The following is a 14,656-nucleotide window of genomic DNA, read 5'->3' on the forward strand; positions in this document are numbered from 1 at the left end:
TTCTCAGTGACAATTTATGGGGCTACCGGGTCAGCTCTCAGTGACATTCAACAGTGCTGGTCATGCCTCGACTGCGCTAAGTACAAACAGTAGGCACATGGCAGCACGTGCCATTTCCAAACAATGCGATAGCAATCGTTTTTGCACCTCCCACTAAAGGTGCGTGGCAATAAAACTGCCATAAGCCTGTTCGTATTGCCCGTGCGTAACAGCCTTTCACCCAAAGCCGCAACCAGAGCATGACTGATGATACGTATCATCCAAAAAGATTTAGGGGTGTCCGCTCATTGTGTTTGTGAGCTCTGGCTTGCAAATAGAAGGCCTATAAATCCGAGCGTTCTGAGACAAGTTTACTGAGAAATACAGCCTTCGGGTATTGCCTTTTGCTCGTATGACCACTGGCCAAAAAAGGCCAAAAAAATTTCAGACTGGTCCGGTTATTCCAGCCCTCGTTCACACGAGATTTAGTTGCGCTTTTAAGCGCGAACCCGCGGCACCACCCTCGCAACAGGATGGTGCCCTCTTTCGCTAATTGCGTGTCAAGGCATCGTCCACCATGGAAAGAACCAGCAATGGACAAAAAATCTCTGATCCTTACTCAAATTTTCATGACGTTTCTGATGGCAGTGTCGATGTCCGGAATTATGTCATTTATCTCCCTTGGGCCAACCGCACTCTGGCTTTCGGTCTGGCCAAAATCAGCCCTTATCGCATGGCCATTCGCTTTTGCGCTTGGGGCTATCGCCTTCTCAGTCTCGTTGCGGATCGCGATCTGGTTAACAAAGCCCGCGAAAGCCACTGACGCCGATTGAATCAGGCCAGATAGCGTGGTGGGGCATTTCCTCACCTTGCTATCCCACAATTTGTGTCGAAACGGACGCTCACATCAACCGTTTAGCGGATCAACACAATATGCGGGCGCCCCCAAAGATTTTGGTCGTCTGGTGGCCGAAGACGTCTAAACCAGCAGTCATTTATGCATATTAAAATGCTATCCTTCGAAAAAAGAGCGTTTGAGAATATCATAGCCCTGTTGTAGGGCGCCCTTGTCAGCGCATGAAGAACCCTCTGCCCCACAGACGAAACTGCCGAAATGATCAGCGTTTCAGGCCAGCAAAAATAATCTGGATCATGCACAAGCGACAGGCCCGGAGTGGACGCACACCATCGTTCGAAAATCGGTGCAGCGTCTACCGCTTAAGCTTTTGCCATATGTGTCCGAGCAGGAGGAGACGCCCGTTGTAAGCGAGCCTGAACATCCGCCGCCAATGCGTCGAGCATGCCAATCTTCAATCAGAGCAAATAGATTGGCAGCGATGGTGACGCACGGCAACCGGACGGCTAGACCCTTCGCGGCAGCGCAGCATTCAAGGTTTCGAAGATAGCGCCCCTTATGGGCCTTCGATCCAAGCACGATCGAGCGCAACAGCACACATCTGCAAGGTCGCAAGACAATGATCGAACTCTTGACGCTCATCAAAGGCTGTCACCGGACCTGAGATGCCGATAACTGTTTTTGTCTCCCCCAAGCGTCCTATGGGAACAGCCAGCCCTGAAACCCCTGCCTCGAATTCCGACGTAACAAGGGAAAACCCCTGATCCCTTGCCGCCTGAACCTCCTGTTTTATGACCACAGGGTTTGTGACGGTTTGTGGGGTATATTGCACCGGAGAGGTTTCATTGATCAGCGCGCGCCTAAACGTTTCATTCTGCGTCGCCAGCAACATACGACCAATGGCAGTGTGCAAAAGTGGCAGACGGCTGCCCACTGTAAACCCGAACGAGACCGTCGATCCCGTTATGTTTGATCGTGCAAGATAGATCGCTTCTGCCTCAGACACCGTCGCCAAAGAGATTTCTTTACCCAACTGTCCCGAGTATTCGTTCAGAATGGGCTGTACGGTGGCGCCGATGCCGCGACCCCGCAAATACTGACTGGCCAGCGTTAGTATCTTCGGCGTGAGGGCAAAGGATTTGTCCGTTTTTGTAAGCAAACCCTCATCAACAAGAGTAATCACGAGGCGCCGGACCGTTGCGCGATCATAGCCGGTCCTGTTGCCAATTTCGGGCAGGGTCAAATAGGCGGAGCCGTCATCGAACGCGGCAAGCACCTTCAACCCTTTCGCAAAGGTCGTCGATATATCACGACTGGAGTACCAAGGATCGCGGTTGTCTGTGGTCAAGGAACGTTCCTGTCAAACGGTTCAGTAGTTTTGGGTGGTGATGCAGCCAAGGCTTGCGTGACACGCTGACCTTGCATACGCTTCTATATATGTCAACAAATGTGCGTTATATGAACATTTTGACCCGGCGAAAGTCCAGTCTAAAGAATTCCGAGGGAGACCACCCAGATGATCAGTCAAGAGTTGAACAACCAGTTGACCCGCACCGGACCGGATAGTGATGCGGGCGCTGTGATGCGCCACTATTGGCAACCTGCGGCTTTGACTGACGAGCTTGAAGGCAACCGCCCTGTCGTGCCTGTCAAACTATTGGGCGAAGACTTGGTGCTGTTTCGTGACAGCGACGGAGAGCTGGGGCTGATCGGGCGCGCCTGCCCGCACCGCGGTGCGGATCTGTGTTACGGCAGGCTTGAGGATAACGGATTGCGGTGCCCCTTCCACGGCTGGCATTTCAACCGTGACGGCCAATGTGTCGAACAACCCGGAGAGCCGGAAGGCTCCCGCATGCATGAGCAAATCCAGAACATCTCTTATCCTGTGATTGAAAAGAACGGCATTATCTTTGCCTACATGGGGCCGGGTGAGCCGCCCGAGTTCCCGAATTTTGACTGCTTCCGCGCGCCTGAAAGCCATGTGTTCGCGTTCAAAGGCTTGTGGCAGTGCAACTGGCTGCAAGCGATGGAAGTAGGCATTGATCCTGCACACGCCTCCTTCCTGCACCGGTTTCTGCAAGATGAGGACCCGGCAGACAGCTACGGCAAACAATTCCGCGACAAGGCTGCGGATACCGACATTCCCATGACCAAACTACTGCGTGACTATACCCGCCCCGACATAACTGTTGAGGAAACCGACTACGGGATGCGGATCATTGCCCTGCGTCATCTGGACAATGGCAAAACCCACGTCCGCATCACCAACCAAATTTTTCCCGAAGCAATCTCGATCCCCATGAGCCGCGAGATGATCATCACGCAGTGGCATGTGCCGATTGACGACGAAAACTGCTATTGGTATTCGATGTTCACCAGCTTCGATAAACCCGTCGACAAGGAAAAGATGCGCTCCCAACGGCTCAAGGAGCACCGCCTGCCCGACTATGCCCCGCTCAAGAAAAAGGCCAACAACTATGGCTTTGACCCCGATGAACAGCAGCGCGAGACCTACACAGGTATGGGCCTTGATATTAACGTGCATGACCAATGGGCGGTGGAAAGCCCCGGTGCTATTTTTGACCGTACTAAGGAGCATTTGGGCAAGACAGATGTGGCAATTATCAAATACCGTCGCATGATGCGCGCAGCAATTACCAGCCTCAAAGATGGCTCGAAAGAAGCGATGCCGATGGTGTCTGGCGTCGATGTGAAAACGATCTATGGTCCAATATCCAATGATACGATCGGGGATAGGGATGCGTGGCACGAGGCATTTGAAGCAAGTGATCGCGCGCGCCGGACGGGCTGCACCGATTGGGACGCAAAGGTACAAGAGGCGTATCGTAGATGACTAATCTCAAAACGCGGATTGAGGCGGGCGCTTTGGCACGTGCAGGGCTTTTAGATGCCGCTGCGATTGAAGCGGCGGCTGCCCTGCTCAAACGTGTGGCAGATAGCGACCTTGAGACAGTGCGTGTTTTGTTCGCAGACCAGCACGGCGTGCTGCGCGGCAAGACCATCGTAGCATGCGCGCTGCCGTCCGTCTTCACAAGTGGCCTCGCTGCTCCCTCGACACTGCTGCTCAAAGACACCTCACACCGCACGGTTTTCCCGATCTGGTCTGATGATGTCGGCGTGGCAGGCGGCATGGGCGGCGCGGGGGATATTCTGATGTTGCCAGACCCCGCCACATTTCGTGTGCTGCCGTGGTCGCCTCACTCTGCATGGATATTCTGCGATCCGCGCTTCAAATCGGGGGCAGTGGTCCCCTTTTCACCCCGCGATATGCTCAAAGCGGCAGTGGATAAACTTGCTGCCCATAACCTTGATCTGATCGTGGGCCTTGAGGTTGAATTTCATGTGTTCGAACGTGTCGATGCAAAACTGGATCATGCCGACGCAACTATGCCCGGCCAACCTACCCAAACTCGAAATCTAGCCCAAGGCTATCAATTCCTGACAGAAACCCGCTACGGCGAGCTTGAACCGGTCATGGATGTTCTGCGCCGTCATTGTCAGGCAATGGATCTACCTGTCCGCTCAATGGAAGTTGAGATGGGGCCAAGCCAGTTCGAGTTCACCTTTGATCCCAGTGATCCGCTGACCCATGCCGACAATATGATGATGTTCCGCGCGCTTGTGAAAGAAGTCTGCGCCGCGCGCGGCCTACACGCGACGTTCATGTCCCGCCCGGGCGTCGAGAATGCGGCCGCCAGTGGCTGGCACTTGCATCAATCCCTGGTGGACCGGACAACCGGACAAAACGCAATGATGCCATTACAGGACGGGACCATCAGCGACGTGGCAAATGGCTGGATCGCAGGGCTGCTGACCCACGCGGCCGAAAGCTGCCTCATGACCACGCCAACCGTTAACGGATATAAGCGCTATCGCCCGCACCAGTTGGCCCCCGACAGCATTCAGTGGGGCCGCGACAATCGTGGCACAATGGTCCGTGGCTTGATGGTAGCCGATGATCCTGCCTCACGCATAGAGAACCGCGTCGCTGAGACGGCCGCCAACCCCTATTACTTTTTCACCAGCCAAATCCTGTCCGGTCTTGACGGGATCCTGAAAGGCGCGAAAGCCCCCGACCCTGTCGAAACGCCCTACGACAACGGCTCACCCCGCCTTCCCGCAAATTTGCTGGACGCGATACGCCTCATGGACGGATCAGAATTCTACCGCGCCGCTTTGGGCGATGCGTTTGTGGATTATATCACAACGATCCGTCAGGCCGAGTGGGATCGCTATCATCTGGCCGTGTCACAGTGGGAACAAGCCGAATACTTCGGTTTGTATTGAGCAAAAAAGAAGCCCTCCGGTGTTCGAAGGGCTTCTTTAGTTTTACTCTGCAGCCTCCAGATAGTCATCCATCGGCGGGCACGTACAACTTAGGTTGCGGTCACCCCAGACGTTGTCCACGCGGTTCACCGGCGGCCAGTATTTATCTACGCGGAACGCGCCCGGAGGGAAGCAGCCCTGTTCACGGGTATAGGGGCGGTCCCAATCTTTCACGAGGTCTTCCATCGTGTGCGGCGCGTTCTTGAGCGGGTTGTTTTCGGGATCAATCGTTCCCGCCTCGATTTCGGCGATCTCGGCACGGATGGCGATCATTGCATCACAGAACCGGTCAAGCTCGGCTTTGGTCTCGGATTCTGTCGGCTCGATCATCAACGTGCCAGCAACAGGCCAGCTCATCGTGGGCGCGTGAAAGCCGCAATCCATCAAACGCTTGGCGATGTCGTCAACCGTCACATGGGCACTGTCAGCGAAGGGACGCGTATCGATGATACACTCATGTGCGATGCGCCCTGTCGGCCCTTTGTAAAGCACCTCGAACGAGCCTTCCAACCGCTTGGCGATGTAGTTGGCATTGAGGATCGCCACACGCGTCGCCTGGGTCAGGCCGTCCCCGCCCATCATCAAACAATACGCCCATGAGATTGGCAGCAAGGATGGTGAACCGAAAGGCGCTGCAGAAACTGCGCCTTCACCAGAAGTCGGATCACCTGGCAGATGGACAATCAGATGCTCCTTAACCCCGATAGGCCCCATGCCGGGACCACCACCGCCGTGGGGAATGCAGAACGTCTTGTGCAGGTTGAGGTGACTTACGTCACCCCCCAAATCACCGGGACGCGACAGTCCGACCATCGCGTTCATATTCGCGCCGTCGATATAGACCTGCCCGCCATTCGCATGCACGATATCACAGACGTCGATGACAGTTTCTTCGAACACGCCGTGGGTCGAAGGATAGGTGATCATACAGGCCGCAAGGTTGTCGGCATGCTCTGCAACCTTTGCGTTGAAATCTTCCAGATCAATATCGCCATTGGCCGCCGATTTGATCGGCACCACTTTCCACCCAACCATCTGGGCAGACGCGGGATTGGTCCCATGCGCAGACATCGGGATGAGGCAGATGTTCCGGTACCCCTGCCCGTTTGCACGGTGGTAGCCTGCAATCGTCAGCAGCCCCGCATATTCACCCTGCGCGCCAGAGTTCGGTTGCATCGAGATAGCGTCATAGCCCGTCACATCACACAGCTTGGCCGACAGATCATCGATCATCTCGATATATCCTTCAGCCTGATCCGCAGGGATATACGGGTGCAGCAGAGCGAACTCATCCCAGCTTACCGGCATCATTTCCGCTGCCGAGTTCAGCTTCATTGTACACGATCCCAGCGGGATCATCGCACGGTCCAGCGCCAGATCACGGTCAGCCAAGCGGCGCATATAGCGCATCATTTCCGTCTCGGCGCGGTTCATGTGGAACACCGGATGGGTAAGATATTCGGACGTGCGGATCAGCTTGTCCGGCATGTGGTAATGCGGAGTGTAATCCTTGTCCTCGCGTTCGATCCCGAAGGCACGCCAGACGGCCTCGATGGTGCTCGACCGGGTGCGTTCATCCAGCGTGATGCCGACCTGAGAGCTGCCTACCTTGCGCAGGTTGATCCCCTCATCCACAGCCGATTTCATGACCGCCGATTGCAGTGGCCCCACCTCAACCGTCAGAGTGTCGAAGAATGCTGCTGGGCGCACGTCAAAACCAGCCCCATTCAGCCCTTCGGCCAAGCGCGCGGTTTTCCGGTGGATGCGCTGGGCAATCGCCTTCAACCCTTCAGGACCGTGGAACACCGCGTAGAAGCCCGCCATCACAGCCAAAAGCGCTTGTGCGGTACAAACGTTCGAGTTTGCCTTCTCACGACGGATATGCTGCTCGCGGGTTTGCAAGGACAGACGGTAGGCACGGTTGCCTTGGCTGTCGATGGAAACACCCACGATCCGGCCCGGCATAGAGCGGGCATAGCCTGTCTTCGTCGCCATATAGGCGGCGTGCGGGCCACCGTAGCCCACGGGCACACCGAAGCGCTGCGTAGACCCGACGGCAATATCCGCCCCCATCGCCCCCGGTTCTTTGAGCAAGGTCAGCGAGAGCGGATCAGCAGCGATGACGCCAATCGCCTTGTTCTCGTGCAACGCTGCGATCTCGTCCGTGAAGTCACGAAGGTGACCAAACGTGCCCGGGAATTGGAAGATCGCGCCGAAGACAGCAGACGCATCCATGTCATCAGGGTTGCCCACGATCACTTCGATGCCCAGCGGAGCGGCCCGCGTCTTCATCACATTGATGTTTTGCGGATGACAGTTCTCGTCAACGAAGAAACCCATCGCTTTTGTCTTGGCCACACGCTTGGCCATGGTCATCGCTTCGGCACAGGCCGTCGCTTCATCCAGTAGCGACGCGTTGGCGATATCAAGCCCTGTCAGGTCTGACACCATCGTCTGGAAATTGAGCAAAGCCTCAAGCCGGCCCTGCGAAATCTCTGGCTGATAAGGCGTGTAAGCTGTGTACCAAGCTGGGTTTTCAAAGATGTTGCGTTGGATTGCAGGCGGCGTGACCGTGCCGTGATAGCCCTGCCCGATCAGCGAGGTCAGCACCATATTCTTACCTGCGGTGATCTTCATGTGCCGCAGCAATTCCTGCTCCGACAGGGGCCTGCCGAAATCAAGCGGCTCCGCCTGCCGGATTTTCGCGGGCAGCGTGTCGTCGATAAGCGCATCAAGGTCTTTCGCGCCCACAACCTTCAGCATGTCCGCCATCTCGGACACTGACGGTCCGATGTGGCGACGGTTGGCAAAGTCATAGGGCAGGTATTCTGTGGGCGTAAAAGTCATGGCGTTGCTCCGGGAAATCAGGCAATAAGGGCGTTGTAGGCGGTCTCGTCCATATAGGCGTCCATCTGCGCAGGGTTTGACGGCCTGATCTTCATGAACCAGCCTTCGCCCATGGCGTCGTCATTCGCCAAGGAAGGAGTGTCGCCGAGCGCCTCGTTCACTTCAACAATCTCGCCATCAATGGGGGCAAGGATGTCGGATGCGGCCTTTACACTCTCGATCACCACAACCTCGTCATCCTTCGTCACAACAGTGCCCACTTCCGGCAGTTCGACAAAAACGATATCGCCCAGCTGCGATGTTGCATGGCTTGTAATTCCAACAACAATAAGATCGCCTTCAGCGCGCAGCCATTCATGCTCTTCGGTATATTTCATCTATAGTCTCCGGTTGGTTAACGTTTAAAATTGGCAGGGACAAAAGGAAGCGCCGTCACCGTCAAGGGCAACCGTTTGCCCCGCAGTTCGCCGAACACAACGGTCCCGTTTGAGGTGAATTCTGTCGCGAGCATGCCCATGGCTACAGGCCCGCCAACTGTCGGGCCAAAGCCGCCTGAAGTGATCGTTCCAATCGGCGTATCGCCTTCGGTATCGCCAAACAATGCCACGCCTTCGCGCATCGGCGCGCGGCCCTCGGGCAGCAGTCCAACCCGTTTGCGTGCGGCACCACTTGCAAGTTCGCTCAGGATGACATCCGCACCCGGGAAGCCCCCCGCGCGGTCGCCGCCTGTACGGCGCACTTTCTGGATCGCCCAGTTCAGTGCCGCTTGGATCGGAGTGGTGTATGTATCAACGTCATGCCCATAAAGGCACAAACCGCCCTCCAAGCGCAGACTGTCACGCGCGCCAAGACCGATAGCCTCTACATCATCATGCGCCAGTAACGCGCGGGCCAAAATATCAGCCTGTGCTTCTGGCACAGAGATTTCATAGCCGTCTTCGCCAGTATATCCCGAACGTGAGACCCAACATTCGGCTCCCCCTAACGACAGTGTTGCTACGTCCATAAACCGCATCTCGGCTGCGCGCGGGTTAAGCGATGAAAGCACCGCCGCTGCCGCTGGCCCTTGAAGCGCCAGCAATGCGCGGTCGGTAATCTCGGTCACAGCTACACCGCTAAGATTAGCCGTCATATGGGCAATATCCGCCGCCTTGCAGGCCGCATTGACCACCACAAAAATATGATCCCCGCGGTTGGCCAGCATGAGATCATCAGTAATCCCGCCTGCATCATTGGTGAAGAACCCATAACGCTGACGATTTTCCCCTAAGCCTACAATATCCACAGGCACAAGCGCCTCAAGCGCCAAAGCAGTGACATCAAAATCCGCGCCTTTCACGATCACCTGACCCATGTGGCTTACGTCAAACAGCCCCGCCTTCTCACGGGTATGAGTGTGTTCTTTCATCACGCCCAGCGGATATTGCACCGGCATAGCATAGCCAGCAAAGGGCACCATTTTGGCGCCCAGCTCCATGTGCAAGTCATATAACGGCGTGTGCAGCAGATCAGACATCAGCAGCTCCCTCTCAAAAGGCGCGCAGATTCTCTGAAATCATACGGCACCACGTAAACACACAGGCTGATGCCTGTACGCGTGATGCCCCCTCTGTCCTTGCACCTGAGATCGCTATCCCTTCGGTGTGCGCATCCAAACGCCGCTCTCCAGAGTCCTCATTCCCAAGTCGGTCCTTTTGCCTGAGAGTTTCCGGGGCGGTTGCTCCTTCGGCACCAGATAGACTGGTTCTCCCGACATGGGTCTTGCGAAAAAGATGACCTATTTAAGTTGAACGCGCAAGTGCTCAATAGCGGGCTGGCACACATACATGAAACAGCCCGTTATTCTTCCACCAATTAAGGTCCTGATAATACGCCGTTCAACAGATCCCCCGGCCGGGCTGTCCAACGGCGCATGCTCCCAGCCATCAACTAACAAGCAGTTTCGCTTCGACGAGAATGCTGTTCAATTTTCGTGCCGCGTCCAACTCCTCTAGAGTTGATGCATCTGCAATCTGGTCTTCACAATACTCTTTAAGCAGCGTTTGACGGCTACGCTCCACCACCGCTGGCTGTGAGCTTGCGTCGGCTGGTTTGACGCCATTGGCCATTTTTCTCTTGTCCGATAGCGCCGCTGCGCGCGCGGGATCGACGAAGATGTCCCCTTCAATCCCTGCGAACTGACGTGTCCGCATGATGCGATCATCGCTGCAATCAAGAAGGGCTGCCATCGCGCTGACTTTGCCCATTGGCGTTGTATTGCCAACGTAGCCATAAGGCGCGCAATCTGACCGCTTTAGAACGCGGTTCATGACCGGATCGATTACGGTAACGATGTCTGTAATGCCGGAATCGCGGGCATATTCCAATGATGCCGCCATCAGCTCACAGGTCGCATAGCTGATCGAGCCACGCGTTTTACCACGGTCAAGAACCTCGGTATCTACGCAAAACCGTGTGGATTCCCATATGGTTGCACTGCGCAGTGGCGGCTCTCCTCCGAGGATTGAAGGAAAAACATCCGACAGCATGTGCGGACCAGTGGTCTGCAATGCGCGTACGCACGATACGACCTTATTGTCGTCGTTGACGCCAATCACATAAGCCGGGTCAAGTGCGTCGAACTGGTCGATCTCGCGGCCGTCCCTGATGTCGACCTCCCAGCCAAGCCGCGCGCCGAAAACCCGCGCACGCAGTGCAAACATTTCGTCGAGAAGCCGTGTGTAAAGGTGCCGGTTCGTACCATCGATGACTATGATCATTATACTCTTCTCCTATTTGAGAGAAGGATCGTACTTAAATTGTCCGGATGCTATTGTGGGAAACCCGTAGGGTTTTCGATCAAACGGGGTAAATCATACCAAGACCGATCGCACGACCTACCGCTTGGGCGGTTGTCAAAGCAGACAGCTTGCTTCTGCTTGAGCGTAAGTGGACCTCAACCGTACGGTTAGAGATCGATAGAATATCCGCGACGTCTTGCTGGGATTTGCCTGCGGCGACCCACTGCAAAATCTCTTTTTCGCGCGACGACAGCGACGGATGCATCAGCTTCTGGCGTAATTCATTCGTATTCATGACGTGATCATGCATTTGCACAGCGGCCGCTTGAAGATCACCAAGGATCTTACGCTTTAGCAGCTCCCATTCCCGATCTGAGCAATCGCGCGTCACGCTAAATAGGCCAACGTCACCGAAGGGCCCTCTGACCGGAATGGTAAGCCCCTGTTCGAAAATGCGGTAGTCGCTTGCTGCTTGAAAAATAGTCTTGAACGATGCTTCGCCCCGTAACCGCTGCCAGTCTACCGGTGCAATACTGCGGGCTGCTGTAAGCAAGGTCGGATCTCTGTGCTGAAACCCTTCTTTCACGTAGCGCGTCTGCCATTCGTCGGGATAATTCACAAAGCCATGCACGGTCTGCGCTATCGGATCCATCCCCGCATAAGCCGCAAAATCAAGCTCGTACTTCTCACACACGGAATCAAGAGACGCTCTGAAGTCGTTCTGAGGAAACGGAAGTTTGCTTAGATCAATGACGGACATAATCAACAGTATCGCAATTAGAACCGATGTGCTACGTCCATTTTTTATATGAGCACGCTCTGGAAAGTTCCTCATGTCATGCAATGGCAGCCCGCTCATATGCGCTTCGACCAAGGAAAATCCCTTATCAGATTGAATGCAAAAAACATCCGCTACGATTTTCAAGGCGCCAGAACCGAATTTCTGACCCTAAGATGCCGAACACCGTCAACGATCACGCAGAACACCTATCAAAGTACAAATATGATAAGTTTGCGGCGCAGGCCGAGAACAACCTGTCTCCTGAAGTACGGCTTATTCAGAGCTTTGCAGCAGAAACATCTTCAATGAAGCTCAAAATTCGCCTCTTGGTGTCATCGCTCTCAATTGAGGCAAGCGCTGTTGCAACCGCCATGCCTGACGCGTTGCTCTTGCTGCTGTTTTGTTCGCCATGCATGCCATCAAAGAAATAGGCTGGCCCCACGCTGAGCGCCTGCGCCAACTCAAAGAGTCTGCTCGCAGAAATCCGGTTGCTCCCAGCCTCGTATTTCTGGATCTGCTGGAACGACAGCTCTAGCTTGTTCCCCAAGTCGGTCTGGGACAGTCCGCGTGCTGTTCTAAGCTGTTTGAGTCTTTGACCAACTTGAATGTCTACCGGGTGTGACATGGAGTGTTACCTACGACTAAGATTACAGAAAAAGTGTCAGATTGCCTTACCTAACACACTAAATCTAATGATTTAACTTGTTCAGTTCAATCACTAGTTGTAACAACTGGGGTACTTCCTATTTGTGGACAATATGTGGCAGAATTCAAGCTATTCATTGTATCTACTGAACTGCGCTCCCCCCGAAAGTCGGCCTCCAACGTAAGATGCAATTTTCAATCTGCTGATTTTCACTACGAAGTGAAATCATGGACACAAACCCGATCAGCATGAATCAAGAGCGGCTTAGATCTACCCTGGATCTTGTCCGGCAAATGTAGACCAGTTCTATGTCAGCCACGCACCGACATCCAGTGGGATATCCTCGCTGGAGACAGAGTTGCGGGGCGATCTTTTTGACCTTGAATTTCATGCCACGCGCATCACGGTGGCTGCGCAATAATTCAAGTAAAAGCCCAGTAAATGCTTGCCGCCCGAGGGCAAGTCGCGCAACACCCTGTCTGAACCCACCACTGCTGTGGGGCGGGTCCGTTTGTGGCTGGTGTTATTAGTGGTACATACTTGGCTCGGCGACCTGATCGAAGGGGAGGCGCGCTGCAATTCGCAGTTGGAACTGGAGTTGACGGTTGAGCCGAAGTTGAACATCGCTGCCGCGTTTGAGCGCGGAGGTCTGAACATATTGCTGAAGACAGACGACCGCCACAATGAAACCTGTGTCTGTACAGCCCTCCCGCCCCTTGCAGTGGGCTGGATTGGAGCCAAGGGGATACACTATGAAACGCTATAGTGGGCCGATGTCGAACAGTCCGTTGATCACGTTTAGCCGTAAATTTAGGCCTCATGCCAACGTTCTTGCACTTATTAGCGAATGCGGTTTACGGCCTTCAATCGTGCATTGCATTGCATCATAGGCCGCGATTGCCCGATTAACGCAACGGGGTCTTGGAATCGCACCACTGCCACGAGCATGCGATCTAGCAGTACTGGGTTTGTACGAGCTTGACGTGGACTCAAAATTACCGCCCCTACCCCTGTATTGCATATGGCGGCGCAGTTCGGACGCAGCCACCCGCAAAGCGATTGCCAATCTGGCACGGATTTGCGCCGAGCGCCATCAGCAGAAGCTATAATCCAAACATAATTGGCATGATCGGAAAACCGATTACCCTCCCCCTGAATAATCCTGTTTATGGATGAATCGCATCTGGCCAAGGGTCCCTCCACAGTAATCGACAGAGCCTGACCGCGCTTTGACGGAGACGGGCCCTGCCCCCCACATACCAGGAAAGGTCTGTCCAAAATCAGGATGCGAAAGACCAATGTCCGTAAGACAGATCAGGCGCAGCTTTTCGGTACGCGTCTGGAGCGATATCGACCCCGGCCATGAGGCAGATTTCAATCAGTGGTATAACCGTGAGCACATGGAAGAACGCGTTCGCATTCCGGGCTTCACCGGCGCGCGTCGCTATCATGCAGTATCAGGGTCGGCGCGCCGATACCTTACGCTTTACCGCACCAGCAGCCTTGCCGATTTCACTTCAGACGCGTACCGAAAAGCGCTTACCAAGCAGACCCAATGGTCGATCACCAATTTTGGACGGATCTCCAATACCCGCTGTCAGGTGATTGATGTTAAGCAAGAAGCCGGCTTTGGCTGGGCAACGCTTTGGTTCTGATCGAGCGGGTTACGGATGCGATGGATGCCGTCGCTGTCAGCGCACAATTGAGCGGACTGATGGCAAAGGACGGTGTGCTGCGTACGCATTAAATGATCCCCGACGAAACGCTCTCAACGCCGCTGCCATCAGAGAACACCTCGGGACTTATTCTGCCGCCATGCATCACGGTTGATGTGTCCTCAGAGAGGATTACCAAAGCGATCCTGCGCCAGCTAACCGAATACCTTGGCAGCGCTGTGCGCGAGGCAGAAACCTACCGCCTGATGTGGGCCTTGGACGAACATGACCTGCCTGCGCCAGAAGACTGGAATGAACCAACCTGTCGTGCACATCGCGCAAGACGTGATCGAAAACAAAAGACCTCAACAAGGGGCGGTCTCAACTGATCGACGCAACACATGCATTGAAACGCTCTGCGGGAGTTTCGTATCCTAGCGTCATACGTGGTCGCTCGTTGAGCTGTCTTGCAACGGCGCTCAGCTTTGCTTGACTATGTATCGACAAATCTGTGCCCTTTGGAAAGTACTGTCGCAGCAGGCGGTTGGTGTTTTCGTTTGAACCGCGTTGCCACGGGCTGTGAGGTTCGCACAAATAGACGTCAATATCGGTGGCTAAGGTGAACTTCTTATGCCCTGCTATTTCCGCCCCCCGGTCCCAAGTAAGGGAGCGATACAGTTCTTTGGGCAGTTTGCGTGACTGTTTAATCAAAGCCTGAATGACGCTGTGACTGTCTTTGTTGCTAACCTTCGCCAGCATCACGTA

14 protein-coding genes and 1 riboswitch are annotated in these 14,656 nt (G+C 54.7%); of the genes, 6 read left to right on the forward strand and 8 right to left on the reverse strand.

Annotated features, from left to right (window positions below; genetic code table 11):
• The first annotated feature begins 572 nt into the window (after window positions 1–572).
• The gene (locus V7730_RS19310; RefSeq protein WP_335749212.1) at window positions 573–812 is read left to right on the forward strand and encodes a DUF2798 domain-containing protein; all 240 of its coding nucleotides are present in this window, start codon (window positions 573–575) and stop codon (window positions 810–812) included.
• A 579-nt stretch (window positions 813–1,391) separates the two neighbouring features.
• Here the strand turns inward: V7730_RS19310 and V7730_RS19315 are convergent.
• Entirely contained in the window at window positions 1,392–2,183 is a 792-nt protein-coding gene (locus tag V7730_RS19315) for an IclR family transcriptional regulator domain-containing protein (protein WP_335749213.1), read from the reverse strand.
• Between the two features lie 168 nt (window positions 2,184–2,351).
• Between V7730_RS19315 and V7730_RS19320 the strand changes: the two genes are divergently transcribed.
• Window positions 2,352–3,689, forward strand: coding sequence for an aromatic ring-hydroxylating dioxygenase subunit alpha (locus tag V7730_RS19320; RefSeq protein ID WP_335749214.1), 1,338 nt, complete (start codon window positions 2,352–2,354; stop codon window positions 3,687–3,689).
• Window positions 3,686–5,143, forward strand: coding sequence for a glutamine synthetase family protein (locus V7730_RS19325; RefSeq protein ID WP_335749215.1), 1,458 nt, complete (start codon window positions 3,686–3,688; stop codon window positions 5,141–5,143). The genes V7730_RS19320 and V7730_RS19325 overlap by 4 nt, the downstream gene beginning before the upstream one ends.
• A 42-nt stretch (window positions 5,144–5,185) precedes the next feature.
• Here the strand turns inward: V7730_RS19325 and gcvP are convergent, their stop codons facing one another.
• The 6 genes from gcvP to V7730_RS19355 form a co-directional block, all read right to left on the reverse strand.
• Window positions 5,186–8,029: an aminomethyl-transferring glycine dehydrogenase gene (gene gcvP, locus V7730_RS19330; protein WP_335749216.1), complete on the reverse strand. Its 2,844-nt coding sequence runs from the start codon at window positions 8,027–8,029 to the stop codon at window positions 5,186–5,188.
• Between the two features lie 17 nt (window positions 8,030–8,046).
• Entirely contained in the window at window positions 8,047–8,406 is a 360-nt protein-coding gene (gene gcvH / locus V7730_RS19335) for a glycine cleavage system protein GcvH (RefSeq protein ID WP_335749217.1), read from the reverse strand.
• A gap of 17 nt (window positions 8,407–8,423) precedes the next feature.
• Window positions 8,424–9,545 (reverse strand): glycine cleavage system aminomethyltransferase GcvT, encoded by a 1,122-nt coding sequence (gene gcvT, locus V7730_RS19340; RefSeq protein ID WP_335749218.1) that lies wholly within the window; start codon window positions 9,543–9,545, stop codon window positions 8,424–8,426.
• A 160-nt stretch (window positions 9,546–9,705) separates the two neighbouring features.
• Window positions 9,706–9,791: riboswitch (glycine riboswitch) on the reverse strand.
• A 163-nt stretch (window positions 9,792–9,954) separates the two neighbouring features.
• Window positions 9,955–10,788: an acyl-homoserine-lactone synthase gene (locus V7730_RS19345; protein ID WP_335749219.1), complete on the reverse strand. Its 834-nt coding sequence runs from the start codon at window positions 10,786–10,788 to the stop codon at window positions 9,955–9,957.
• A 79-nt stretch (window positions 10,789–10,867) separates the two neighbouring features.
• Window positions 10,868–11,569 (reverse strand): autoinducer binding domain-containing protein, encoded by a 702-nt coding sequence (locus tag V7730_RS19350; RefSeq protein WP_335749225.1) that lies wholly within the window; start codon window positions 11,567–11,569, stop codon window positions 10,868–10,870.
• Window positions 11,570–11,867: 298 nt separating this feature from the next.
• Window positions 11,868–12,215, reverse strand: a complete 348-nt coding sequence (locus V7730_RS19355) for a helix-turn-helix domain-containing protein (RefSeq protein WP_335749220.1) — start codon at window positions 12,213–12,215, stop codon at window positions 11,868–11,870.
• 550 nt (window positions 12,216–12,765) lie between these two features.
• Between V7730_RS19355 and V7730_RS19360 the strand changes: the two genes are divergently transcribed.
• From V7730_RS19360 to V7730_RS19370, 3 genes are all read left to right on the forward strand, one after another.
• Entirely contained in the window at window positions 12,766–13,002 is a 237-nt protein-coding gene (locus V7730_RS19360) for a hypothetical protein (RefSeq protein ID WP_335749221.1), read from the forward strand.
• A gap of 532 nt (window positions 13,003–13,534) precedes the next feature.
• Window positions 13,535–13,891: a hypothetical protein gene (locus V7730_RS19365; protein ID WP_335749222.1), complete on the forward strand. Its 357-nt coding sequence runs from the start codon at window positions 13,535–13,537 to the stop codon at window positions 13,889–13,891.
• Window positions 13,892–13,983: 92 nt separating this feature from the next.
• Window positions 13,984–14,280, forward strand: a complete 297-nt coding sequence (locus V7730_RS19370) for a hypothetical protein (protein WP_335749223.1) — start codon at window positions 13,984–13,986, stop codon at window positions 14,278–14,280.
• On the opposite strand, the gene V7730_RS19375 is transcribed toward V7730_RS19370, so the two are convergent.
• On the reverse strand, window positions 14,273–14,656 hold a 384-nt coding region (locus tag V7730_RS19375; RefSeq protein WP_335749224.1), incomplete at its 5' end, for an IS30 family transposase. The two genes, V7730_RS19370 and V7730_RS19375, sit on opposite strands and share 8 nt — an antisense overlap.

The organism is Sulfitobacter sp. (assembly GCF_036961165.1).
Classification (GTDB): domain Bacteria; phylum Pseudomonadota; class Alphaproteobacteria; order Rhodobacterales; family Rhodobacteraceae; genus Sulfitobacter.

Bases quoted from the DNA above. Each gene is read 5' to 3' on its own strand.
- V7730_RS19355 (WP_335749220.1), bottom strand. From the start codon at position 12,215: ATGTCACACCCGGTAGACATTCAAGTTGGTCAAAGACTCAAACAGCTT.
- V7730_RS19365 (WP_335749222.1), top strand. From the start codon at position 13,535: ATGTCCGTAAGACAGATCAGGCGCAGCTTTTCGGTACGCGTCTGGAGC.
- V7730_RS19370 (WP_335749223.1), top strand. From the start codon at position 13,984: ATGATCCCCGACGAAACGCTCTCAACGCCGCTGCCATCAGAGAACACC.
- gcvH (WP_335749217.1), bottom strand. From the start codon at position 8,406: ATGAAATATACCGAAGAGCATGAATGGCTGCGCGCTGAAGGCGATCTT.
- V7730_RS19345 (WP_335749219.1), bottom strand. From the start codon at position 10,788: ATGATCATAGTCATCGATGGTACGAACCGGCACCTTTACACACGGCTT.
- V7730_RS19320 (WP_335749214.1), top strand. From the start codon at position 2,352: ATGATCAGTCAAGAGTTGAACAACCAGTTGACCCGCACCGGACCGGAT.
- V7730_RS19310 (WP_335749212.1), top strand. From the start codon at position 573: ATGGACAAAAAATCTCTGATCCTTACTCAAATTTTCATGACGTTTCTG.
- gcvP (WP_335749216.1), bottom strand. From the start codon at position 8,029: ATGACTTTTACGCCCACAGAATACCTGCCCTATGACTTTGCCAACCGT.
- V7730_RS19350 (WP_335749225.1), bottom strand. From the start codon at position 11,569: ATGTCCGTCATTGATCTAAGCAAACTTCCGTTTCCTCAGAACGACTTC.
- gcvT (WP_335749218.1), bottom strand. From the start codon at position 9,545: ATGTCTGATCTGCTGCACACGCCGTTATATGACTTGCACATGGAGCTG.
- V7730_RS19325 (WP_335749215.1), top strand. From the start codon at position 3,686: ATGACTAATCTCAAAACGCGGATTGAGGCGGGCGCTTTGGCACGTGCA.